The sequence below is a fragment of the Bacillus sp. 007/AIA-02/001 genome, assembly GCF_004634455.1.
Lineage (GTDB): Bacteria > Bacillota > Bacilli > Bacillales > Bacillaceae_G > Bacillus_A > Bacillus_A cereus.
Window position 1 is genome coordinate 1 of record NZ_SEIY01000014.1, and the last position, 23,403, is coordinate 23,403.

Sequence of the window (23,403 nt, forward strand, 5' to 3'; positions counted from 1 at the left end):
AAGAATTAAAACAAAACTAAAAGGATTGTCCCCTGTGCAATACAGAGTTCAATCCTTAGTAGCTGCTTAATATATTTTTCTAATTTTTTGGGTTCAGTTCAAATCAGGTGTCTTTTTGCAAAAATCATTTCCTAATCTTTGTTTAAATAATTTAAGATTTTGCGATACCTACATCACTAAATGCTTTTTTCACAACTTGTTCTGTGTTTTGGGGCATTTTCCCTTCGGTTATAAGTACTTTCGCGGCTTTTAGAATTTCTTCAAAAGCATCATGGAAATCAGAATTTGGGTGAAGATGAGGCCATGCATTGTACCATAAGATTGCAGCATTATCTGTTCCTATTCCCATAGAAACTAGATAAAATGCTTTGTTTGGAATACCACTGTTAGTATGCACGATATAACTTTGCCTTTTTTCTTCTGTTTCAAAATTAAGATTACTACCATCATCATATTTATTCATGTGATTCGGTTGAGTATCATGATCATTTGCAGTTCCTGGTTCTTTCATTGAACGAAGAGCTTTTCCAGGAAATTTAGGACCAATAATTTTGTCACCTATTAACCAATCGGCATTTTGAGCATTTTGACCCAAATGATATTGTTTTATTGCACTTCCCATACAATCAGAAAAGCTCTCGTTAAGGGAACCAGGTTGATCATGATATTCGAGTTTAGATGTATACTGTGTTACACCATGACTCATTTCATGTCCTATAACATCAATTCCTCCTGTAAAATCAATGAAGATTTCACCATCACCATCACCGAAAATCATTTGTTCTCCATCCCAAAAAGCATTCATAAAATGATTGCTATAGTGAACGTTAAAAATAAGATCCAGCCCTAGATTATCAATAGAATTACGATGTAATACATTTTTATAATACTCTAAAATGACTTGTCCAGCATCATATGCTTGATTCACATCCTCATCATCTGTAGGTGAATCTCCCTCGTCTCGAACTAATTTATGCTGACGTTCTTCCGTGTGTTGACAATCATAAACATGTCTAGTAGGTTTATGCTCTCTATTGTTATCAAATGTAGATTCCATTATTTGTTGACTTTTGATTATACTTTTTCTTTCCTCATGAATTTTCCTAGTATGTTCTAAGCTTTTCTGGGCTTTTTCGCTCCCTTTTTCTGCAAACTTTTCCAATAAGTATTCTGGAACAATACTTTCAATTTTTCTCATAATAATCATCTCTTTTCTATAATAATAGGTATTTTATATCCAAAAGAACTCAATATTTGTTAATTTCATTCCCTAATTCTCATCCAGTGGGAATAAAAAAGCATCCCTACGGGTTGGTTAATTGCAAAAATGACTACTCTAATAATAAATATTACTTCCTATATTTTTCTGCAAATTTTTATTCGTAATGTACACCATTATAATTTACAAAACCTACTGGGTGATGCGTGAAATGTATGACTGGATCACCTGGATTCCCAATTCCTACTTTTACATGTGTTTTATCAACATATTCCCCTTGCAGTTCGATTTCTTCCCCTTCTTTTAAGCCTGGAATTGGATTTTTCAATCCTAATTTATCCCCAAAACGAATTGCACAGAAGGCTTCATCTTCTACTAAAGATTTTTGTGCCCCTTTTATATCAATAACTTGAATATTATTAATTAAAAAATGCTGATGTGTTCCGCCTTCTGAATTAGAATCATCGTCTTCTACTAATTTTATTGTTGCTTTTACATGCACAATTGGAGCATGAAATGAAAGTGGATTTCGATGATGCTCCATAAAATGATCTGCTAACGTATTACCAAAATGTGGATGTCGTTGTAAATGCTCACTCATATTTGTTCACTCCATTTTTTAGTTTTACTTCCATCTGTTAATAATTCGAAATTATAACGAGATTTAAAACAAAACTAATTTTTTTTGAATTTTAGCCAAACAACATTCTCTTTTAATCAGATGGTTTTTCACTTACCCAGCTTATAAATTGATTTAAACTTATTAAACCAACAAATTCATATCCTAATGCCAATCCTTTTGAATTTTAGAATTTATTTATAACTAACAGCTGAAAAATCTAAATGATTTCCAGTAAATTTTCCGATCGATTGGAACATCTCTATTCATTACATTTTACATTATTCGAATTTAACATTATGATGTAACGATTGTAAGTTCAGATATACTCTTCACATATTGATCGTATTTGAAAAACAAGATATCTTTAAATGAACATCACACCAAATACTAAATGCAAACCTTTTAGCTAATTTTAATGGAATAATACTGTACACTAATGTTAATACTAGTAACCCTATAACTTCTATTTTATTCTTTTGCCAGATCTAACAAACCATTACCTACTAAACGCTTCGACTCAGCAAGAGGTGTTGTTCTTTTAATCAATTGTGCATAAATTTCATCCTCAGATAACGTTCTATCGAATTCCTGTTTACTTTCACAAAGTTTAATAATTAATGCTGAGCCACCTAAAATATGTGGAGTTGCCATTGATGTCCCACTTAATGTTGCATAGCCTCCACCTTTATAAGTCGATAAAATCCCTACTCCAGGACCAACTAAATCTATATTTTTATTTGAATCACTAAAAGGAGCTATTTTTTTATTAAAATCAACAGCACCAACTTCTACAACCTCTTGATACGCACCAGGGTAGCTAAACGTATCAGTAGCATGCCCATCATTACCAGTTGCGCAAGCAACTAATATATCGTTATTCACTGCATTTTTTACAGCTTGATGTAGTTCTGGTACATCTTGAGGTCCGCCTAACGACATAGAAATAACTCTTACTTTTTCTCCATTAGGGCCTCTCCAGTTTGCTGCGTAATTAATCCCATTTATTATCCACTCATAGGATCCTTTACCATTTTCCGCTAAAATTTTTACGATAAGTAGCTTAGCTTGTGGCGCTACACCTAAAACACCTTGATTATTTTCTGTAGCAGCAATCGTTCCCGCCACATGCGTTCCATGACCATTTAAATCAGAATAATTACTAGGATCACTATTATTATCAGTAGTAAAGTTTTTCCCCCCAATAATACGATCCTTTAAATCCACATGATCTGTTTGACATCCAGTATCTTACAATATCTTTTCCTTTTTCACTTTTTTCCCATACTGCCGGAGCATTTATGAGTTTGACGCCTTCAGGTATTTCACGAACTTCACTAACAACGTCCAACACTTCAAAAGGGATTAATCCTACTTCGTTACTCTTTACAGCATTTGAATTATTTTGACTCATATCTTCACCTCCTGTAATAGATTTTGATCGTTATTAAACAATCAAAATCTATTCTCTACATATATCTCACTAAATATGCAACTTATATACAAATTGCTCTAAAAATCTTCAAAGCGATAGTATTTAAAAGACATTCTCTTAGTTTATAGTTTAACTTTGTGTCTCTTTATTTGATAAAAAATCTATATGCAACTAAATATAAAAACCACCGATAAACCCCTGTGAAATCAGTAATTTTGGGTACTTTAAATATTTTCTTGAAGAGAGATATTTAAAGGATAAACCGAATAACTCTTCGTAATTTATTTAATATTGTTAAATAAAAGCTAGTTTCACTGTTATAAACGCTCTTCATAGCTTCTATACATTCTTATTAATATATACATAAAATAATATAATGTATTTATCAACTATTATTCAAAAACTTTTTGATTATAAATTTTTAATAGAAAAAATATTTTTTCTCACATTTTTACTAACATAACTTTAGAATAAAAATAAAGGTATTATTGAAAATGATTCGAAAAAATACTTAGATGAAAATGCGGAGAAAAACATTAAAGCATCTTATTATAAAACAATTGATTTCGATCAATTAAAACCAAATGAATTATTTAAGGCTTTGTATTCCTTAATAGAAAGTACACATAAACCCGTCAAATATAATCCCACACAATATTTATATATTTGGGTAGCTTTACAAGAAGACGGAAATTTAATAAGTATCTACTCTGGAAACATAAGAAACCCAGAAGAAGTTATTGCTGAAGACATTGAAATAATCACCCAACGAAAAAATGAATTAGATTCACTTCTTACTAATCACTCATTAACTGAAAATGAGTTAGAAACTCACAAAAAGCGAATTGAAGAAAACAATAAATTGAACTGTGAACATGTAGTGGTTTCATAAATAGGAACCAATGAGAGGTGATTTACATCATTTATTCGCATGTGATCCAGTATGTAACTCGATGAGAAGTAATTATCCTTATCATGATTTCCTAGATTTTGAGAAAGGGATTGAGCTGGAATCAAATAAACAAAAGTGTGGGAAATTAGAGGAAAGTTTATTCGAACCTGAATACGGTAAAGGTATAGTCGCACGAGCCACTTTATACTTTTTACTAAGATATCCAGATAAAATTACAAATGACAAAGAAAAGAATATAGACATTGAATTATTACTTAGATAGCATGAACAATATCCAGTAAGTATTTATGAAAAGCATCGAAATCAAAGTATTCAAGACACTCAAGGGAATAGAAATCCCCTTATCGATTTTCCGGAATATGGTCGTAAAATTGATTTTTCATTGAGTTCTTCTTGAGTTTTTTTAAATCTAATAAATATAAGTTAAAAAGCTTAATCCTTACTCCCTTACCTTTTCAAGGAGGGGGTTTTCTTTATTTTAACAAAATAAACCTAATATAAACTTTTTAATAATTATATACAGAAAAACCATAGAAACTAATTACTTCTACGGTTTTAATTTTATATTTATTTTTTGAGTACCCTCATAAAAACCTTAACGTTTTCAGGTAGTATTTCATATCTTATAATATTTCTAACAATAACACTGTTCGGTTGACTTTCTAGATTTCCATTGTTAACTTATTGATTATAAAAAGTTAATCTCTGATAGTGGATAAAAGGCACGAATTATACTTACATAATCTTTCCCCTGATTAGCAAGGTATATACTTCCCCATCTACAGAAGTATTCATTTGAATCATTTCTTATGCCGCTACAGTAATTAATTAGTAGTGGTTCAATACTATACGGTCTTGTAATATATTGATTAAATATCTCGTCAACTATTTCATCAATTTCAGAAAAAGTACTTCTACCATAATAATAAGATTGATCAAACAAAGACATGCTACTGATTGTAAACCCTCTTTCCAAATAATGATTATTATATATACGATTTAATACAAAAGATGTTATACAAATTATATTTGCCTTAATAGCTTCTTTGGGCCATGTTGGGTAAAGTTCTGAAGCAGCTACGTTTTTTATATATTCCTTAAATTCCACTTTATATCTTGGCGCTAATTCATTAGGATTTCCATCATGAACTATAATGTATTGAGGTATGCTTAAACTATTTGCATGTGGAGGAAAGTGAGAAAAGCGGGGATAGTTCGACTGAAGTTTCCTTTCTAAATAACATTCTGTTAATGCATGTTGAGGAACATCAATTGTTTCAATTAATTGACGTTCTCCTGTTCGATTAATAGGAAGCATTTCCACTCTTTGTTTCGCTGTAGTTTCTGGAAAGATTTGTACACCTCTAACTATTTTAACACCATAGTTAGGTGCTTCGACTGTAAGAATATATTCTGTATAAGGTTTAGGTCCTGAAGGATTATAAGAATACTCTTTAGGAGGCGCTGATAAAGAAATAGGACTTGTTAAACCAATGTCATTTGTTTGGAGTGTAGCAATAACTTGACTACTATCATCTTGCTTACGAATGAATACCTTTGCACCCTTAATGGGTTTATCTGTATTCATTTCATAAACAGATATAATTAATTTACCAGTGGATGCCCGATAAGAATTCAGTGTATCATAATAAATTTGATTTTCATTTAATAATGAATGTGATTGATAATAAAATTGCTGTCCTAAATCCAATGGATAAGCATAATTTTCATTCAAATTTATTCGTCCTCCTTCTATGTCTGTTCATTTAATTACTCCTTGTTGCTTTCACATATATCACTAATTAAGAAAAAGGATAATATCTATTATTATTGTAGAATGGTTGTGTCTGTTGATAATTGGACACACTTGTCATAGAAGGGGGATAAATAGATACTGGCTTTTGATTTTGAGAAGGCGCTTGTGTTTTAAGATTTAATCCTGTATTTGTTTGCTGTGGAATTGAATTACCTGTTAAAGACCTTCGGGAAGTTCCCATAGTATATTCTATCTCTTCAAGGACCATCCATAGTTCCTTACGCACTACTCCTGTAACAGTAAAACTTTTAATCTTCTGAAACTCTTTCACTGATACTTCAGTTCCAAGCCCAAAAAAACCATCTAATTGTCCTTCGTAAAAACCATAATCTTTCAATAAATTTTGTAATCTCCTTACAAGTTCTCCTTGGCTACCATTCTGCAAAATTGGATACATGCCAGGGAGATTGGTAACATATACATAAATATCATTCATTTTATTCCAAGTTATCTCATCTACAGCCCCATTTTCAGAAAGTTGGAACTGTCTTTGAAAAGCCTTAACTGCATTTGTAGTACTTGAATTGAACGTACCATTTACTCTTACTTCAGGAATATCTGTATATCTTTTTCGTATATGGTATAAATATTTTTGAATTGTTTCAACAGCAAGATTTTGATCTCCTTCCTTTAAAATTTTCCCCGGAAAAGATTTGACGACTTGTATAAATTCCGCTAAACGGATTTCAATATCTTTATAGTAATATTTCAAAATATCCAAATAGCTCATTCCTTTTTCTGCTAGACAGAATGTTCCCCATTGATATAGCATTCCTGGTCTTTTAGCATATAGGCATGTTTGTTTTTTCCCATCACGATATTGTGTAAAAAACGGTGTGTTTTCTCCATGCTTTGCAAGATATTGCTTAAACACCTCCTCCACTGCATCATCAGTAGATTCAAAGGTATTTCTCCCATGAGTATACTTTTGATCAAACTGTGTAGTACTTGTGATGTCGAATCCTTTTCCTTTAAAAGGGTTTACATAAAGACGATTTAATGTAAAAGTCATTATGCAAAGGGCATTAGCTAACAACGCTTCTTTTTTCCAATTCGGATAAACCTCAGAAGCGACCACATTTTTTATATAATCTTTAAATCTCATTCTGTAATTTCTTGCAGGTGTATTTGGATGACCATCGTGAACGGTAATAAATTCAGGTATCACAATATCTCTATCGGTATCTTCTCTTATCTCTTGTTGCGTCTCAAGTTCTTTTTGTAGTTCCTGTTGGGATTCCTGCTGGGGATATTGTCCAATTAATGTATGTTCCGGAATATCAATTATTTCAACAAGATCCCGTCCTTCCGTTCCATTAATGGGTATAAGTTCCATTTTCTGAACAGCAGTCACATCTTCAAAAATTTGTGTACCGCGCAGTACTACAGGTGCATAACCCGCAGCTTCAATAGAAATTGCATACTCTGAATAAGGTTTAGATCCTAAAGGATCGGTAGCATTCTCTTTAGGGGGCGTAGGTAAGGCAACTGTATTTGTTTCACCGAATTCATTCGTATATAAAGTAATAACCTCACTTTGTCGGGAAGCTAAAATACGCCCTTCATTTGTCATTTTATAAATTGATACTTTGACACCCTTAATCGGTCTTTCTGTGTCTTTTTCAAATATTTTTGCAAATATCTTTCCACTTGGTTGCCGATAAAAAGCTTCCTGAGCTTCATCACTGACTCCAGCTATAGAATATGATGGATAATTATACAAATTCATCTCTCCTCTCGTTAAATCCTATTTATATTAAAACTCTTCTATATAAACAAAATAAAAGGCCCTTTATCCATGATATTATGCTCAACTCTATTTTTTGAAATCATATAATTGCCTATTTTCTTTAAAGATTCTCTAGATTTTTTAAAAATTAAGTATGGACTACTCTATTTATACTCGACCACTTCCTGCTAATCTACCCAAAATCTCCTTCAATCCAAAAGGTTAATCTAGTTACACTTTTGTTACATACTATAAAAGTTAAATAACCTTATTTACAAAGATAATTTTATGTAATTCAAATTTATATTTGTCTATTGCAAAGAAAGTTATGAATTGAAGATTTCAGTTGATTTATAAAGGAATTTTTTAGAATTACTCCTTTAAAATCTATATTTTATGAGTAGAAAAACACTTACAAATATTCAAATATAGTAACTTTAATAAAATCGATTTTATTTTTTTACGATTAGTACTTGTCATATTAAAGTTCAATCTAACTATAATTAAGTAACAGTATTCTAAAATCAAGGGGTGAAATATGGAGAATTTACCCACTCTTAAATTAGGCTCTACAGGCTATTACGTAACCGTACTCCAATTAAATTTAATTGGTTTGGGAGTAAACTACGAGAAACTTCCTATTACCGGCTTTTTTGATGAAAAAACACATAAATACACAAAAATTTTCCAAGAGAAAACTAAATTAAAGCCTAATGGGATAGTAGGAGTTAACACATGGAAATCATTATTTGAGAACGTAATATTAATACAAAAGAAGCTACAATCTATAGGGTTTTATTTTGGACAACTTGATGGATTATTCGGTTTATCAACTACCCAAGCCACACAAGAATACCAAAAAGAGCAAAATTTATACCCTTCTGGAGATATTACACCGAGAACACGCCACAAATTATTTAATCCCAATTCTCAATCTGAACTTTATACTAGCTCTAATCATTTACAATCCTCACATCCATATGTAGAGATGTTGGCTAAAGAATTTCTTCAATTAGCAAAAACTAATGGCTTAGATGTTCGAATATATTCAGTGTTTAGGAGTTGGAGTGAACAAGATAGATTATTTTCTTTAGGTAGATGGAAACCGGGTAAAAAGGTTACAAACGCTCGAGGCGGAGAATCATATCACAATTGGGGATTAGCTTTTGATGCTGCACCTTATGAAAATAATTCTATACCTTGGAATAACATCAAAAAATTTAAGCAAATGGGGTATATAGGGGAACAACTTGGTCTAACTTGGGGTGGGCGCTTTACTACCCTAGTTGATTATCCGCATTTCGAATATTCTTTTGGATTAAGTACTTGGGATCTCCTTAACGGTATTACCCCTCCTATTTAAAATATATAGCTTTTCATGTAACTTAAATCACATCAACATTTATCATTTTAGCCAAGAAGACTCCTTCCTCAAGGAGAGTGAAGGGTCACAGCCCAGTGAGTAGGTGGGAGATTAATTGGCTAAAATGATAGAAACCGTAAAGATTAGAAATCCTTACGGTTTTTATTTGGATTATTTACATGCGTTGCGTATTCGGGTCTATATAGTTATTCTGAATTACTTTATTTTTAAAAATTTAACTTCATTAGATTTATTTAATTGTAGCCTCCACTTTTATTTGTTCTTTTTGGGTATTGTTATCTATAGCTATATATATTTTTTCAATTTTATAGACGGTATTTCTTGGCAATAATAATTCGTATTGCCCTGGATATGCAGTCAAGTCATCTGAATTCATATAAGCACCATGAGTCCCAGAACCTACCTTAAATTCTGTCATAACTGGTCTTGTTTTGGCATATCCGGCATCAATAAGTATAGAAGTACTTATATATCCAAATTCTGTTATTGTTTTTCCTTGGAATTTTTTTTGTATTTCCTTGAATTTCTCCCTATCAACCTTGCCATTTTTTATTATGGAATTATCATACTCCTTTCCAAAAATCCATGCATCATCCCCTCGATACACTTTTATATTGTCATTCACTTTTGCCTCTTTTCTATTTAATGCTTTATCTAAGGATTCAATTTTTTTCTTCATTGTAGGATCAGAATCTAATTTACCCGCATGCGTTCTTAAAAATTCATTATACGGTCTTGCATTTTTTGTATAATCTCTTATGGCAGACTTCTCTTCTTTACTCCACTTATTAAATTGTTTTTTCCCCCAAGCATCAGCTTCTTCTTTGCTTGTACACAGCTTATATTTGTCTACATTATTACAGTCCTTGGGTTTTGACGGTATATTTCCTATATATTTTGATGTAGATTGAACCGTCACATTATCGTTTGGCTCACTCATCGCAAATGTAGATGTAGTACCACCAAATACAGTTAAACTTAATGATAGAATAGTAGCTATAGCTAGACTTTGTTTTTTCATATTAAAACTCCTCTTATTCTGTATTTTTTAAAAATTAAAGGTTGCCATACCAAAGGAACAAACTTATTTATTGAACTTTATTTATTAATTTGTTTGTATCAAATCTCAGAGTCCTTAATTATTTCCTATTAAATTTTTTTGATTCTGCCAAACTATAAAGAACCCTATAGTAAGAGATATCCATTCTCCAAAACTATGTTTATATAGATACGTAAAGCCATCATGACTATGAACTTTTATAAGTGGATAACATAGTTATAAAACAAAAGAAAAATATCATTATAAAAATAGTATTCATTTCAAAGAATAAACAACCCCATAAGAACTCGTATCTTAATAGTTATTCCTACAATTTATCTCTGGTTATTTATTGTATATAAAGTGAAGTACGCATTGTATTGAATGGGAAATTAATAGAGGTTTTTTGATATTCAAATGTCCCCTGTTGATGTCCAGATGCATCCCACTTATAATACCAACCAACTATTGGGTTGCCGCCAATTACAGTTGATCCAATACTCTTTACTGCTGAACCATTCATTTTTGCAATTGAATTTTGTCCATATCCAATTTCTTTTGTGTAAATATATAAGTAACTTCCCCCATGGTTTCTTGTTGTACTAAAGCTATTAGTATTGATTGTCTCTACCCCACCTTGCTCAGACTCTACTTGTACAACGTTTAATGAAGATAATGGTGCTGCAGGACCAGCAGATGCCTCTGTTGCCATTCCTAAACCTACAAATGTAGTGATTGCTAACGATAAAATCCCTAAAGCTACTTTTTTAAACATAATAAGATCACTTCCCTCCATTTATTGTATATCATCACAAACATAACTTTTTCCCCTAAATATGTAAATAACTTGAAGTTTTATAAATATAAGATGGAATATTCTGTTTTATATTTCTGCAGCTTTATCAACAAGAGAGATAGGATTTTCGCATCTCTACGTAGACCGTATTACAGGCCTGTAAAATTGTTCATACTTTGTTAATATACGGAATTAAATTATCAAATTAATTAATTTGATAATTTAAATTCAAGATTTTTATCAATGATAGAACCATTATAGGGGTAGCGAAACGATTCTGGGTATGAGGTGCCACTATGGGATTAATTAAAAATAAAAAAAGAACTTTATTCAAGTTCTTTTACCCAATGAGACTAGGTGGTCTAGCTCACACCTGTAATTTGATATATTTCTTCATTTTTTCCTTTAATCTATTAAAGCGTGTAGTTATAGGCATACCGCCAACATTTTAACGAGAATATACGCTAAGCAAGATTTCACATAAGAAAACGTCACTTTATATATTATTCCTATAAGAAATCACAGTGTGCAATCCAATCATTTGTTTTACTATTTTTAGCAAAATAAATTCCGCCGCCATGAATAATCTTTAAATGTGCTTTTGGATCGTCTGTTATTTGAAAAACAAATTCATAATCCGCGGGCCATTGGATGCCTGATTGGGCAAAACAAGCATAGCCACCTAATTTATGTATGTAATAATTTTCTTCAAAAATATCCTCGTAGTATTCAATATCAATTGTGTTTTCAAGTTCTAAAATTCTATCTTGCATGTTGTTTGGAAAATCTTCCGTATCCCATTGTGGAAACTCATCAGTTACTAATCTAGGGATTAAGGGAAAAGGTTTTAGATTTGGAAACGTAAGTGACATCTCATTGGGTACTAGTTCCTCTAAAGAATCATATTCTCTAATACAAAAATTCCCCGATAAGTTGGACAAATCTTTAGCAAAGTTTGGAGAAAGAAATACTGTGATGGCTTTCATATCTTTTACTGCTTCTGGAACAAAGGGTATTTGGGTTAAATTAAACATCATGATTGCATACATTTTTTCTTGATAGCGGTCGATTGGGTAAGTTTCATTTGGTAATGAATAGGGAATCTTTCCAATCCAACTTTCATTTATAGATAAATCGGGTCTTTTTCCTCCTGTTTGAAAGATAGTTGCTCTTTTTCTTAGGATATTCTTTATTTGATCTATTTCCAAAGTATTTCACCTCCTAAATTTATATTTTATTTTCTCCTTATCTCAATGAATAATTATATTGTATCAATATTGCGAGTTTTTTGTTATAACAATTCTTTTGAAAGGTACTATTAGCAGCAATTTAACGTATCTTTTTGTGGTTTTACTGTCAATTTAAAATAAATTTGTAGTGTTGTAGGTCCTTTCAATTTGCAAAACTATGTGATATATTTTTAACATATAGAGCGAAATATATCACATAGGAGGATTGTATGAAAAATAAAATGGCTTATTTAGGATTTATCGGTTTTTTAGGGTTTTTGGCACCTTTCTCATTTTTAGGTGATATTACGTGGGCAGGTCTCCTATTCAATTTCTTTTTCTTCTTTGCATATGCAAAAGTGGTACCAGATGAGCTTTTTATACTACATGTTCGCATCTCTGCTACAAGAGCTTTTTTCGTAGCATTGGTGCTAGGTATCATACTAGTTTTGAGTATATTTATTTTTGAAAATCTACATATAATTCGTTTCCTTGTTATTATTTCAGTTTTTGCACCATTAGGTACCTTCTTAATTAACTTAGAAATATTTGAACGTAGGGAAAAGAAAGGAATGCAAGATGCCACTTAAGACTCGAATGAAAGAATATAGAGTAAAGTTAAATATGTCTCAGGAAGATTTAGCTAATAAGGTTGGGGTTAGAAGAGAAACAATTGGCAATCTCGAAAACGGAAAATATAACCCTTCATTCAAACTTACTTATGATATCGCAAAAGTTTTAGAAGCGCCTATCGAGACTCTGTTTTGGTTTGAAGAATAGAATAATTCTAGTACAAGTAAGTCAACTTTTGTAATTAATATATTCATGTGTTTTAATCAATTTTTTCATAAAATCTACAATCAGAATTTAAAAATTGGAATCTGTTTTGATTAATTTTTTTCAAATTAGATTCTTTTTAGTGTTAATTCAATACAGATTTTCAAAGCATTTAGGGGCACGCCACATCCCTATCAAGCTGACAAAACAAAATATCCCCTAAAACGAAAAAGAGATGAAGAAAATAATAAAAAGCTTATCATTATGTATTAAAAGATAAGCTTTTTTGTCTATACTTATTAAATTTTATTGGATTTATTCCATGCTAATACAGTAATAAAATATTGAATACCAAACAAAATAGTAACAAGTAGAATAAACTTAATACATACTAAGATCCATCCAACAATATCTTGAGGTAATTGATTATGATATGTAGTGTAGGCTACACCAGAAAAAGATAAAATAAGAGTATAAGATAATTTAGCTTTTAATTTTTGTTTTAATTTTTCCTTGTTATCGATTTCTGGTTCGTAAACACCAGCTAAAATGGATCTAATAAAGAAGAATACCATATAACAGATAATGATACCAAGAGCTGTAGCCCATTCTAGAAACGGTCTTTGTAAGTATACGCCCCTTATTATTAAATCTAAGAAGGCTAGCAATAAAACCACAATTCCAGATTGAGCCCAAATTTTCATTTCGATTTGTTGAATTCTTTCATCTGAATGTGTACTGAGTGAAAACAAAGCTTTAAATTTTTCCATTCTATTTTTCCTCCCAAAATAATTCATCTAAAGTTTTATCGAGTGATTTAGCTATATCAATACAAAGCTTTAAAGATGGATTGTATTTATTAAGTTCAATAAGGCCAATGGTTTGCCGGGTAACATTTACAAGCCCAGCTAATTCTTGTTGAGTTAGCCCCTTTTCTGTTCTAGCAATTTTTATTTTGCTTACTGACATTAAATACACCCCGTTTGTAAAGATAATCTTTACTTCTTTTATCTTATATTCTATATATTAAATTATAAACAAAATAAATGCAATATATACTTTACATTAGGGCGTATATAAATTGCTTTTATCCTTTCTGTTTCCATTTCTAGTGTTTTTATCTCTAAAACTATCTCACAAAGATAAAAAATAAATTATGATTCTGGTACTGCGCATATTTATGGGAGCTTTGTAACACCTATTACATCAGTTTATAAGCCAGGATTATTTGTAGATGTTATGAAAATTGATAAACATAATTATTATGGTGGCAGCTTTAAAATTAAAAAATAATAAAAGTTAATTTCACTAATGATAATATTTTTGATATGATCAATGTATAATAAAAACATAACTCATGTAATAGTCTAGGCGGTATACTTAACCAACGGCCGCTCAGCTAATGAGTTATATCCCTTAGAAAAGGTACCTTGCAGCAGGGGTGCCTTTTCTTTTACTTTTTAGTGATACATCATTCTAAATTGAAGCCATATAGTTAAAAAGTATAATGATTAAATTGTAATTGAAGTGAAGTATGTATCCCATATGAATATTTTTAAATATTAGAAAAAAAATCATTTGAGCGATAGCTGGTATTCCAATGATAATTAAACATTGTACCCAATTATAGTTATACGTAGAGAGATGGAGTAATCCAAATGAGCTTCCAGACAATATTAAAGAGGCTGTAATTGAAGCTATGGGGCTTATTTTGAAGAAGCGTATGATCTTATGCCAAAAGAAAAAGCATCCCTCAGGATGCCTAACTTACCCTATTTATTAAATACATTTTCATCATGATGATATAAAGGAATACTTCTAAAGGATAAATTAAGAACTATTTCTTCATCCTCTTTTCAACCCAACTAATAAAACTGGTACTTAGTTGCTGTTCTTGCAGCCAGTCTTGTAGTTTTCTATATTCATCCCAATATGTTTCCTGGGTCCCTTTAATTGATTCTAAATAAATTGATTTTGTTGTAAAATATATAAATTGCTCTTCAGTGTATTTAGCCATATTTTTCACTTCCTTTTTCCCTGCACTTTAACGAAGCTTATTATTTATAGTACACACGTAACCCTATTAAGCTAACAATACCGGTTGAGCTCAAAATAAAAATGAATTTCATCAATATAAAAATATCTGTATTAATTTTGCTCCACTAGGCGTACCACCAACATTTTAACGAAAATATACGCTAAGCAAAAATATAATAAGCTGTCCATATGGACAGCTTATTTACATAAAATTCGTTATTGGAAGTTGATTAATATCAGTTCATTTGTTTTTCGAAAGGAGTTATTTTGTTCTTTCAAAGATAATATCAAAGTAATTCGCGTACCCTATAGTTTGGGGCACAAATAGTTGATTTTATAGGGGGAAAACCTGTAACTAAATCCTAATATAGGTGTTTTTGTTTAAATTTTGCTTAATTCTCACCGGTAATTAACTAAAAATTTAGGAATCGTTATATAATGAATTTAATTTAAAATTAGGAGTGATTAAATTGTCAGATATGATAAACCTCGTTCTTTTCATCATTATAGCGATTAGTACTGTTTTTTATTTAATAAAAGAATTTCAAAAACCTGAGAAAAAGTACTTTGGATTTCACTAGAGTTTTTAGTTCTTTTCTGGGCTATAGGAAGCATATCGACTATCATAATCTAATAGGGGTACCACCACATCGCTATCAAGCTAATACAACAGAATCCTCCTAAAATGGAAATTAATAAAGATAGAGTTTTGGTGAAACAAAGATGGAGAAAGACAAAAGATACAAAGGGTCGGTTATATGATTTCTGTCAAGACCTTACGGTAGTAGAAAAAGACTATAAACCTGAAGTATGTTGTAGCAGTTACGAGTGTGGATGCTATGGTATGCCAAACAATCCAGTAGTTTGCAAGAAGTGTATCAAACAACATACTTTTAAATTAAAACTAAATCTAAGAAAGAACTCAAAACGAGGTCTTCATAAACGTAAAATAGATGTGTATCTTCCGTAAAGGAGGGGGATGATGTATTTTTATAAGGAGTCAAGATGGAGTAAGTTTAAACGTAAGAGTAAATCCTTTGGAAACTGGTTACTGGAATTAATAGACTTCATTATAAGCGATATCATATGGAATTTCATCTTCAGAGGTTTCTTTAGACTAATAGGTTGGGTGTTTTGGGGTATTGGAAAGGTGTTAAAACTTCTAATAGAAAGCATATTCGATTAAGAAAGAAGGGGGAGTTATGAAAACTAGTGAAGAAACGCATTGGCAAAGGTTTAAACGTAAGAGTAAATCCCCGAAAGAGTGGTTAAAGAAAGTATATGAATTTTTTATTAATGAACACGTATGGGATGCTATCTTTAAAGTGTTCATTAAACTAGTATGGGCAGTAAAAGGTATGGGAAAAAGCTTGAAACGGGTAATAGAAAACATATTCAATTAAGAAAGATGGGGTATTGCAATGGAAATGAAACAGATTGATAGTAAAGGGAAACCAATTGTTCCATTTCACATTAAAAATAAATTAAAATTTTTTCTCTGGGTGTTTTTGTTTACTCCTTGTGCTAAAGATAAGATCGTGTTCCCGGATCTTATCTTTTTTTGTTTGTAGGGGTACAGCCACATTGCTATCAAGCTAAGCTCATACAACGTCAATTATAGTAAAAGGTTGTTTCTTTTTTCTAAAGGCTACCGTGTAGGAAATGGTGCCCCCTATTTATCAATCAATATCAATGGTAAATTAAAGCGATGACTTCATTAATTATAAGTTTTTAATAAACTAGTTAAAAAACAATAAAATATAATAAGAATATGTTAAACAGCCCTTAATCTACTTGTAATGAATTTTTTAAAATTAGCCCTTATTGTATTCCCTCGTTGAATAAAACCTCTTATAAAGGAATCTGGAAGGTCGTTTTTAAGTTATAAAAACTAATTTTCGGATTTAGTGTAAATAAAAGGAAAAAGAATCCGTTTTATGGATCCTTTTTCCTTTTTATTTTGACTTAATGTAATCTGTGTTGTCCTGATAATTGCTCTTCAGCCATTCGAACTAAGCGTTTTGTAATTTCTCCACCGACAGAGCCATTTGCACGTGACGATGTATCTGGTCCAAGTGTGACTCCTAATTCACGGGCAATTTCATACTTCATTTGCTCAATAGCACTTGCAGCGGCAGAAATAAGAATTTCATTTGTATTACTTTCGTGTCTTTGAATATTCATAATTGCACCTCCACTATATTTGTATATAACATGTGCTTAATTATAATATTTATACGTAAGTAAACTATTTTCTTCTATTATTTTTAGGAGAACTCTTTTTCGTTCTCTCTTTACCATATTCCACTAACTGAATTTGAAACACATCTGAATCCTGAATTCCTAACACATTCATTTCTTCTCTAAATGAACGCCAGGACTCTACCTTTATTGATTTTTCTTGGCCATTTCTTAATGTGTAGATTCTTGAGTTACTCTATAATTAACCCTCCTTACACGTTAAATAATGCGTATTTAATTATGTAAAAAAGACATAATTAAACAATTTTTCATATTAAAATTTCATACCAACATATCTGCAAATGTAGTCCCCACATTATTCTTTCGTTTCATATGCTTCTCTAAATAGATCTTTGTTGTTTGAATATTTTCATGCCCAAGTGTTTGCATTAAATGATATAGATCCGCATTTCCTTGTTCAACTGCCATGATTGCAAAAGCATGACGGAATGTATGTGCCGTTACAGGATTTTCACGATACTGTAGAAACTCTAAATTTGTCTTTTTTATCATATCTGTTACCTGGTTTGATAACGTTTTGGGATTATAAAAGTTACCTCTTTGATTGATAAATACAGGACTTTCATCTCCACGATTCAATACAGTTTGGAATCCTCTTCTCCGTCTCATTTCGCTAATACATTGGAATAAATGCTCAGGAATGAAAAGTTCACGTACTTTATCCCCTTTTCCTGTGACTTTTAACCAATACTTTCCGTCATAATGTAAGTCTTTAACTCTCGCGGTGCACAATTCTTGAATTCTTGCACCGGTACTCGCTAGAGCGAGTAAAATTGTATAGTTTACTAAATGCCCTTGTTCTTTATAAAACCCTAAAATTTTCATCACTTCATCATAGGATAGGTCTCGATTTGGCCGATCCTGTTCATTTACATTAGCGCGCTGCAGTTCTTCATGAAGAGGCTTTTCAATGTAAGAAAATACATGAAGATGTTTTAGAAAAGAACGAATGAGCACTGTTTTCTTCGCAAGTGTTGCGACCGCGTACGTATCTCCTTTTCTACCGTTCTCTACCTGCTTCAACCAAGCATTATATTTACGAATATGCCAAGGTTGCAATGTTTTTAATAAAGAGTCGTTTTGCTGTACCTCTTCCCCATTCAATTCGAATTCCTCTGCATGCTGCACCATGCACTGACAAAATGACAAGATTTCGGATACATAACTCTTTTTCGTATCCTCTTTTCTATTCTTCTTTTCATCCATATCTTTTTGTAAATGCACAAAATGATAAATTACTTCTATATCACTTAAATACGTATATTTACTCTTTCCCTCTTTTTCTGCAACCTCCATTTTCTCTTCCACTTTATCTACATAACGATTGTTATGCAGAAATGGAATGATACCACTTATATTCTCTACATATGTATCCATATACTTACTTTGATTGTTTATAATAGGTACATTTTCTTTTGTATTGTTATTACCCATAATTCGAATTTACCTCTCCTATTGAAGATTATGAATATAATTATCTTTATTACCTATAAGTATTATTTTATTTCACTTCTATCTATTATACAAATGATAATTCATATTATTTCTGTAAGAATTCTACATTCTTCTCTATTTACTTATACTTATATTTTTTTATAATTTATTAGTAAATAGATATCTTTTAATTATTCACCATTTAACATTAAAATTATTTTTATAATAAAATCAACTATAAAAACCGATTAAAACACAAAACCAATTACAAGTATTTTTAAATTATAAATATGTATAAGAACTTTAATAAATTCTATTTCTTATTTTAAATATAAATCATATTCTGATATGATATATACATACCTAAAATATTACCAAACGATAGTTATGGAGGTGTCCTTTCATGACACAAGATTTATTGTTCATTACAAAACCTACTGTAACGACAAAAGAGGCAGCCGACTTATTAGGAGTAACGGTACAAACAATTTTAAAAAAAGAAAAAGATGGATTAATAGAATGTGTATATAAAGATAACTGGAAGCAATTCGGTAGTAAGATTTTCTATTTAGAGGATATTGAACGTTTAAAAAAGAAAAATGAAGTTAAAGGCCTTAGCACGAAAGAAGTAGCTGAAATTCTTAATGTTGCACCATCTACTATCTTTACATACATCAAATCTGGTAAATTACCCGCAACAATGGTAGAAAAACGAGGAAAACAAGTATATATTATCGATGAGGAAGAACTAGAGATTTTTATGCTTGATTATGAAAAAACTAAAACAAAAGAGCGAAAAACATTTATTACTAAGATTCAAGATGAAGATATATATTTATATCAATTATTAAAACATCTACATACTGGAAAAACAGCTAGGGTAATAGAGGTTAATGGAGGAGACGGCAAGATTCTTACAGAAGACGAAGAAATTTTCCCTCTATCCACTTATAAGCAACATGATTACTCCTTTGAACCTTTCAATAAGAAAGCGGTAATTACAAAACGAGGGTATTTATCTTTTTCATTTAAAAAACCTCAACTATTTAATTCTATCACTTATAATCTAATAAATTTATTTTATAAAGAGCTAGGTGTCACAAATATGCGATTAAGTAATTCATCAGATACTATCAAATTAGAAATTAAACCTTTTGTATTACAAGTAAATCCATTGCAGTTTCAAGAAGAAATTAAATACTTACATTCTCATATAAAATCCGGCACGATACTTCCACATGTAGAAGGAATTTACTTTAAAAGTAATGTAGAGCCATTAACTTTTCATGTCGATCATCAATTCAAGCAAAAAGTAGTTCAGATGGCAGCCGGTGCTGGTATGGGACAGGAAGAATTCTTATTGCAAGCTGTGAAATCTTATATAAGAAATTTAGAACAACAGTAAATATTTATTAATAATAAGAAGCGTGGAAAATAAACCTTTCTACGCTTTTTTAGATTTATAAATTTAAACTCCCCTCCTATCTTAGCAATTTTACAAGGACATGAATCAGCATTAGACTCAAATTTAATCGGACCTACATTTCCACCTACCCCAACATTTACAATACCTACTGGCACTACAGGGCCAACCGGTGATACAGGACCAACCGGCAATACAGGGCTAACCGGTGATACAGGACCAACCGGTGATACAGGGCCAACCGATGATACAGGGCCAACCGGTGATACAGGACCGACTGGCACTACGGGGCCAACCGGCGATACGGGATCAACGGGTACTACAGGGCCGACCGGCATATCACCTGTTCCAGTTTTTGTTGCAAATCGGAATTCAAATAATGTATCTGTTATTGATGCAAATACGAACTCTATTATTACCACCATTTCAGTTGAGGTAGCTCCTGTGGGAGTGACCGTAAATTCTAATACAAATCTTGTTTATGTGGCCAATCAGGGCAGTAATACGGTGTCTGTCATTAATGCGAATACGAATTCTGTTATTGCTACTATTCCTGTTGGTTCATTTCCTATAGAAGTTGCAGTAAACACTAAAACAAATCTTATTTATGTGACTAACACAGGCAGTAATACGGTGTCTGTCATTGATCCTATTACCAATTCTGTTATCGATACGGTCCCTGTTGATTCATTTCCTTTTGGAATTGATATTCTAATTAGGTAAGGATATCTCTATATTAAATAAAATTTGAATACGAAAATAACTAGTATATACTTTTCTGCTTGAATTTTTTTCTTATAGAATAAATCATGAATATATTCATAAAGATTCCTTTCAAAGGGCATGCCTAGTTGTATGCTCTTTTATAATAAATTTCAAATTTAATGTCTATCAAAACGATAAATTAATTCATATTTTTTGTTTCTTTTTTTCCTTTTAAAGTATAAATACATAATAATACTAATTAATATGATAATTGGTATAGATATTATCCAACCTTCCTTTAAAGAAGCTTTTTGTATCATAGCTTTTTCTTGTTCAACATATGGGATACGATGACCTCGGACTAACAATCTATGTGTATTTACACCATAAGGGGTACATGTGATTAATGTCGCATAGTCCTGCCCTTTTACAATCAGCAAATCCGCTGTTTCATTTGGTAATACTTCTTTAATTTGATCTACTTTATAAGCGAGAATGGTATTTAGTGAGTGAATATAAAATGTTACTCATTATCTTAAATAAAAAGGATTGTGCGAATTAGAAGCTCACACAATCCTTTTTAATACCATTTTATTTTTTGTGTACAAATATCTAGCAAATATGACGTTGACTAATAAGCGTTCTTATTACGAAATTGAATAGTGATTAGTAACTGTACATTATGAAATATATCATATTTTATATTTATCTTGAGTCAAAAAGGATTATTCTCTGTTTACTTACATTTTAATAGATATTATATTTCAATAAACCCCTAAGCTTTCTGATCCATATAATTTTAAATATTCTTGGATTGCAGATAGATGGATATAAGTTCTCCCGTACTCTTTTTCCATATATCTCATTACATCAGAGATTTTAGCTACTGCATATATTTCTACACCATACGTTTTTGATGCCTCTTCTAAGGCTGAAAGTTGAGAATCTAATGCTTTTTCTTCTCTATCAAGAGCAACCAAAAATGCAGATAATTCCCCACCTTCCTTCTCAATAATTTCTTTTGTTTCTTTGATTGTTCTACCTGAAGTAATAACATCATCTACTGCAAGTATTTTCTTTCCTTTTAGAGATGTTCCAACAATATTTCCGCCTTCACCATGATTTTTTGCTTCTTTACGATTAAATGCATAATTAACTCGTAAGCCATGTTTATAAAACAAAGCCATTGATGCAGATAAAGAAATTGGAATCCCTTTATACGCAGGTCCAAAAATGACATCAAACTTAATGTCATTTTCTATAATATTAGAAGCATAGGATTCTCCTAATCTAGATAATTTAACTGAATCATCAAATGATCCAAAATTAAAGAAATATGGACTATTACGTCCTGATTTTAATTCAAAATTACCAAATTTAAGAATGTTTTCCTCGAAGATGAATTTTATAAATTGTCTCTTATTAGCATTCATTTCTCTGTTTGCCCCCTTATTAATAGAAATTACATATATTTATGTGCATAGGTAGCTATTTCCTGTTTTTTAAACTTATAATATAAACTAGTATATTTAATATAGGCCATGGATTTAAAAGCTATTCTTTTTAGACAAAAGTTTTACTTTCTAGGTTGTCTGTTGTCATAAACTGCTTCGCATTTATCCTTTGTTGAAGCTGTTCTTTTTCTAATAATATTATTCCTCTTTGCTCTAACCAGATATCATCATAAATTTGATCCAAATAGTTTACTCCTGTGTCTGGAATAATTGCCACAGCTGCCTTTGCACTACTATTTTGTAGCCATGCTAACGCTGAAATGACTGATAACCCGCCAGAACCTCCTATCATAATGCCATACTCTTTAGCTAATATGCGACAAGTTGAAATTGCTTCTTGATCACTTGCTATACAAACTTGATCTATCACTTCTAAATTCGTATTTTGACCTCTCCAGCTCAGCCCGACCCCGTTAATTAAGTACGGATTAAATTGATTTTGGAATACAGCAGAACCTTTAACATCACAAGCAATTACATTTATCTCAGGGTTAAATCGTTTGATAAATTTTCCAATTCCACACAAATGTCCACCTGTGCTTACTGCCCCTACAACAGAATCAATAGGTAAATCGACAATTTCTTTACCAGTAGTTTCAGCATGAAAATTAGGGTTATCGGGATTATCATATTGGTTTGTCCAATATGCATTAGGATATTGTGATATAAGCTCTTTCACACGTTGAATTCTCGCTTTTTGGAAGCCACCATTTTCATCTGGATTTTTTACCATCTCAACTCGAGCACCATATGCGTTATACCATTTTAATAAGTTAGAACTAATCTTTGGGTCCACAACAATAATTACCTGAAATCCATACACAGCACCTAACATTGCTAGAGATTTACCCAAATTTCCTGAAGTTGATTCTATTAAAATGTCACCTTTTTGAATTTTCCCGCTTTTTATAGCAGCTTTTACTAATCCAAGGGCTGTTCTATCTTTCACGCTGAAATTTGGATTAAAATAATCCAATTTTAAATATAATTTTTTACCATAAGGTACTAAATCACTTTTGAAATCTACTACGGGTGTATTTCCAATGCATTCTGTAATATTATTATATATCAT

General features: G+C 31.2%; 21 protein-coding genes and 5 pseudogenes. 9 read left to right on the forward strand and 17 right to left on the reverse strand.

Annotated features, from left to right (window positions below; translation table 11 throughout):
* Positions 1 to 151: 151 nt before the first annotated feature.
* The 3 genes and pseudogenes from ES895_RS22065 to ES895_RS22075 form a co-directional block, all read right to left on the reverse strand.
* On the reverse strand, positions 152 to 1,198 hold the full coding sequence (locus ES895_RS22065; protein WP_135238646.1) for a M4 family metallopeptidase: 1,047 nt from the start codon (positions 1,196 to 1,198) through the stop codon (positions 152 to 154).
* Between the two features lie 178 nt (positions 1,199 to 1,376).
* Positions 1,377 to 1,820: a hypothetical protein gene (locus ES895_RS22070; protein WP_114160626.1), complete on the reverse strand. Its 444-nt coding sequence runs from the start codon at positions 1,818 to 1,820 to the stop codon at positions 1,377 to 1,379.
* 489 nt (positions 1,821 to 2,309) lie between these two features.
* Positions 2,310 to 3,252, reverse strand: a pseudogene (locus ES895_RS22075) (S8 family peptidase).
* Between the two features lie 505 nt (positions 3,253 to 3,757).
* On the opposite strand from ES895_RS22075, the pseudogene ES895_RS30260 reads away from it, so the two are divergent.
* Positions 3,758 to 4,583, forward strand: a pseudogene (locus ES895_RS30260) (endonuclease I family protein).
* 291 nt (positions 4,584 to 4,874) lie between these two features.
* On the opposite strand, the gene ES895_RS22085 reads toward ES895_RS30260, so the two are convergent.
* Both ES895_RS22085 and ES895_RS22090 read right to left on the reverse strand, forming a co-directional pair.
* Positions 4,875 to 5,921, reverse strand: coding sequence for a SpoIID/LytB domain-containing protein (locus ES895_RS22085; protein ID WP_135238647.1), 1,047 nt, complete (start codon positions 5,919 to 5,921; stop codon positions 4,875 to 4,877).
* 67 nt (positions 5,922 to 5,988) lie between these two features.
* A complete protein-coding gene (locus ES895_RS22090; RefSeq protein WP_135238648.1) occupies positions 5,989 to 7,731 on the reverse strand; it encodes a peptidoglycan-binding protein in 1,743 nt (580 codons plus the stop codon).
* Positions 7,732 to 8,269: 538 nt separating this feature from the next.
* On the opposite strand from ES895_RS22090, the gene ES895_RS22095 reads away from it, so the two are divergent.
* Complete coding sequence (locus tag ES895_RS22095; RefSeq protein WP_135238649.1) at positions 8,270 to 9,094, forward strand: peptidoglycan-binding protein; 825 nt, start codon at positions 8,270 to 8,272, stop codon at positions 9,092 to 9,094.
* Between the two features lie 250 nt (positions 9,095 to 9,344).
* On the opposite strand, the gene ES895_RS22100 is transcribed toward ES895_RS22095, so the two are convergent.
* The 3 genes from ES895_RS22100 to ES895_RS22110 all read right to left on the reverse strand — a co-directional run bounded on the left by ES895_RS22100 (position 9,345) and on the right by ES895_RS22110 (position 12,158).
* Positions 9,345 to 10,136 carry an ADP-ribosyltransferase gene (locus ES895_RS22100; protein WP_135238650.1) on the reverse strand — a complete coding sequence of 264 codons (792 nt, stop codon included), beginning with the start codon at positions 10,134 to 10,136 and terminating at the stop codon, positions 9,345 to 9,347.
* A gap of 367 nt (positions 10,137 to 10,503) precedes the next feature.
* Entirely contained in the window at positions 10,504 to 10,929 is a 426-nt protein-coding gene (locus ES895_RS22105; RefSeq protein ID WP_135238651.1) for a DUF4879 domain-containing protein, read from the reverse strand.
* Positions 10,930 to 11,459: 530 nt separating this feature from the next.
* A complete protein-coding gene (locus tag ES895_RS22110) occupies positions 11,460 to 12,158 on the reverse strand; it encodes a DUF1963 domain-containing protein (protein WP_135238652.1) in 699 nt (232 codons plus the stop codon).
* A 251-nt stretch (positions 12,159 to 12,409) separates the two neighbouring features.
* Here ES895_RS22110 and ES895_RS22115 point away from each other — a divergent pair, with 251 nt between their 5' ends.
* Positions 12,410 to 12,769, forward strand: a complete 360-nt coding sequence (locus tag ES895_RS22115; RefSeq protein ID WP_000791799.1) for a DUF3796 domain-containing protein — start codon at positions 12,410 to 12,412, stop codon at positions 12,767 to 12,769.
* Positions 12,759 to 12,959: a helix-turn-helix transcriptional regulator gene (locus ES895_RS22120; RefSeq protein ID WP_001128814.1), complete on the forward strand. Its 201-nt coding sequence runs from the start codon at positions 12,759 to 12,761 to the stop codon at positions 12,957 to 12,959. The genes ES895_RS22115 and ES895_RS22120 overlap by 11 nt, the downstream gene beginning before the upstream one ends.
* Positions 12,960 to 13,255: 296 nt before the next feature.
* Here ES895_RS22120 and ES895_RS22125 read toward each other — a convergent pair whose 3' ends face one another.
* Together ES895_RS22125 and ES895_RS29835 are read right to left on the reverse strand one after the other, a co-directional pair.
* Positions 13,256 to 13,726 carry a DUF6773 family protein gene (locus ES895_RS22125; RefSeq protein WP_000410444.1) on the reverse strand — a complete coding sequence of 157 codons (471 nt, stop codon included), beginning with the start codon at positions 13,724 to 13,726 and terminating at the stop codon, positions 13,256 to 13,258.
* 1 nt (position 13,727) lies between these two features.
* Positions 13,728 to 13,925 (reverse strand): helix-turn-helix transcriptional regulator, encoded by a 198-nt coding sequence (locus ES895_RS29835; RefSeq protein WP_000116560.1) that lies wholly within the window; start codon positions 13,923 to 13,925, stop codon positions 13,728 to 13,730.
* A gap of 180 nt (positions 13,926 to 14,105) precedes the next feature.
* On the opposite strand from ES895_RS29835, the gene ES895_RS30005 reads away from it, so the two are divergent.
* Positions 14,106 to 14,249 (forward strand): DUF5065 family protein, encoded by a 144-nt coding sequence (locus ES895_RS30005; RefSeq protein WP_098219107.1) that lies wholly within the window; start codon positions 14,106 to 14,108, stop codon positions 14,247 to 14,249.
* Positions 14,250 to 14,432: 183 nt separating this feature from the next.
* On the opposite strand, the pseudogene ES895_RS30135 reads toward ES895_RS30005, so the two are convergent.
* Together ES895_RS30135 and ES895_RS22145 are read right to left on the reverse strand one after the other, a co-directional pair.
* A pseudogene (locus ES895_RS30135) lies at positions 14,433 to 14,699 on the reverse strand (hypothetical protein); the annotation flags it as partial.
* Positions 14,700 to 14,793: 94 nt separating this feature from the next.
* On the reverse strand, positions 14,794 to 14,973 hold the full coding sequence (locus tag ES895_RS22145; protein WP_001151986.1) for a hypothetical protein: 180 nt from the start codon (positions 14,971 to 14,973) through the stop codon (positions 14,794 to 14,796).
* 1,222 nt (positions 14,974 to 16,195) lie between these two features.
* On the opposite strand from ES895_RS22145, the gene ES895_RS22160 reads away from it, so the two are divergent.
* The gene (locus tag ES895_RS22160) at positions 16,196 to 16,396 is read left to right on the forward strand and encodes a hypothetical protein (protein WP_017658129.1); all 201 of its coding nucleotides are present in this window, start codon (positions 16,196 to 16,198) and stop codon (positions 16,394 to 16,396) included.
* A 562-nt stretch (positions 16,397 to 16,958) separates the two neighbouring features.
* Here the strand turns inward: ES895_RS22160 and ES895_RS22165 are convergent.
* Positions 16,959 to 17,177, reverse strand: coding sequence for an alpha/beta-type small acid-soluble spore protein (locus ES895_RS22165; RefSeq protein ID WP_001025757.1), 219 nt, complete (start codon positions 17,175 to 17,177; stop codon positions 16,959 to 16,961).
* 339 nt (positions 17,178 to 17,516) lie between these two features.
* Complete coding sequence (locus ES895_RS22170; RefSeq protein WP_098219070.1) at positions 17,517 to 18,689, reverse strand: tyrosine-type recombinase/integrase; 1,173 nt, start codon at positions 18,687 to 18,689, stop codon at positions 17,517 to 17,519.
* A 403-nt stretch (positions 18,690 to 19,092) separates the two neighbouring features.
* On the opposite strand from ES895_RS22170, the gene ES895_RS22175 reads away from it, so the two are divergent.
* The 3 genes and pseudogenes from ES895_RS22175 (at position 19,093) to ES895_RS29850 (ending at position 20,835) form a co-directional block, all read left to right on the forward strand.
* Positions 19,093 to 20,094 (forward strand): helix-turn-helix domain-containing protein, encoded by a 1,002-nt coding sequence (locus ES895_RS22175; protein WP_135238653.1) that lies wholly within the window; start codon positions 19,093 to 19,095, stop codon positions 20,092 to 20,094.
* A 126-nt stretch (positions 20,095 to 20,220) separates the two neighbouring features.
* Positions 20,221 to 20,523 (forward strand): annotated as a pseudogene (locus ES895_RS29845) (YVTN family beta-propeller repeat-containing protein); the annotation flags it as partial.
* Between the two features lie 33 nt (positions 20,524 to 20,556).
* Positions 20,557 to 20,835, forward strand: a complete 279-nt coding sequence (locus ES895_RS29850) for a YncE family protein (RefSeq protein WP_240690234.1) — start codon at positions 20,557 to 20,559, stop codon at positions 20,833 to 20,835.
* Positions 20,836 to 20,993: 158 nt separating this feature from the next.
* Here ES895_RS29850 and ES895_RS22185 read toward each other — a convergent pair.
* The 3 genes and pseudogenes from ES895_RS22185 to ES895_RS22195 all read right to left on the reverse strand — a co-directional run.
* Positions 20,994 to 21,338, reverse strand: a pseudogene (locus ES895_RS22185) (sortase); the annotation flags it as partial.
* 243 nt (positions 21,339 to 21,581) lie between these two features.
* On the reverse strand, positions 21,582 to 22,250 hold the full coding sequence (pyrE, locus tag ES895_RS22190; RefSeq protein WP_098204606.1) for an orotate phosphoribosyltransferase: 669 nt from the start codon (positions 22,248 to 22,250) through the stop codon (positions 21,582 to 21,584).
* 130 nt (positions 22,251 to 22,380) lie between these two features.
* Entirely contained in the window at positions 22,381 to 23,403 is a 1,023-nt protein-coding gene (locus tag ES895_RS22195) for a PLP-dependent cysteine synthase family protein (RefSeq protein WP_135238655.1), read from the reverse strand.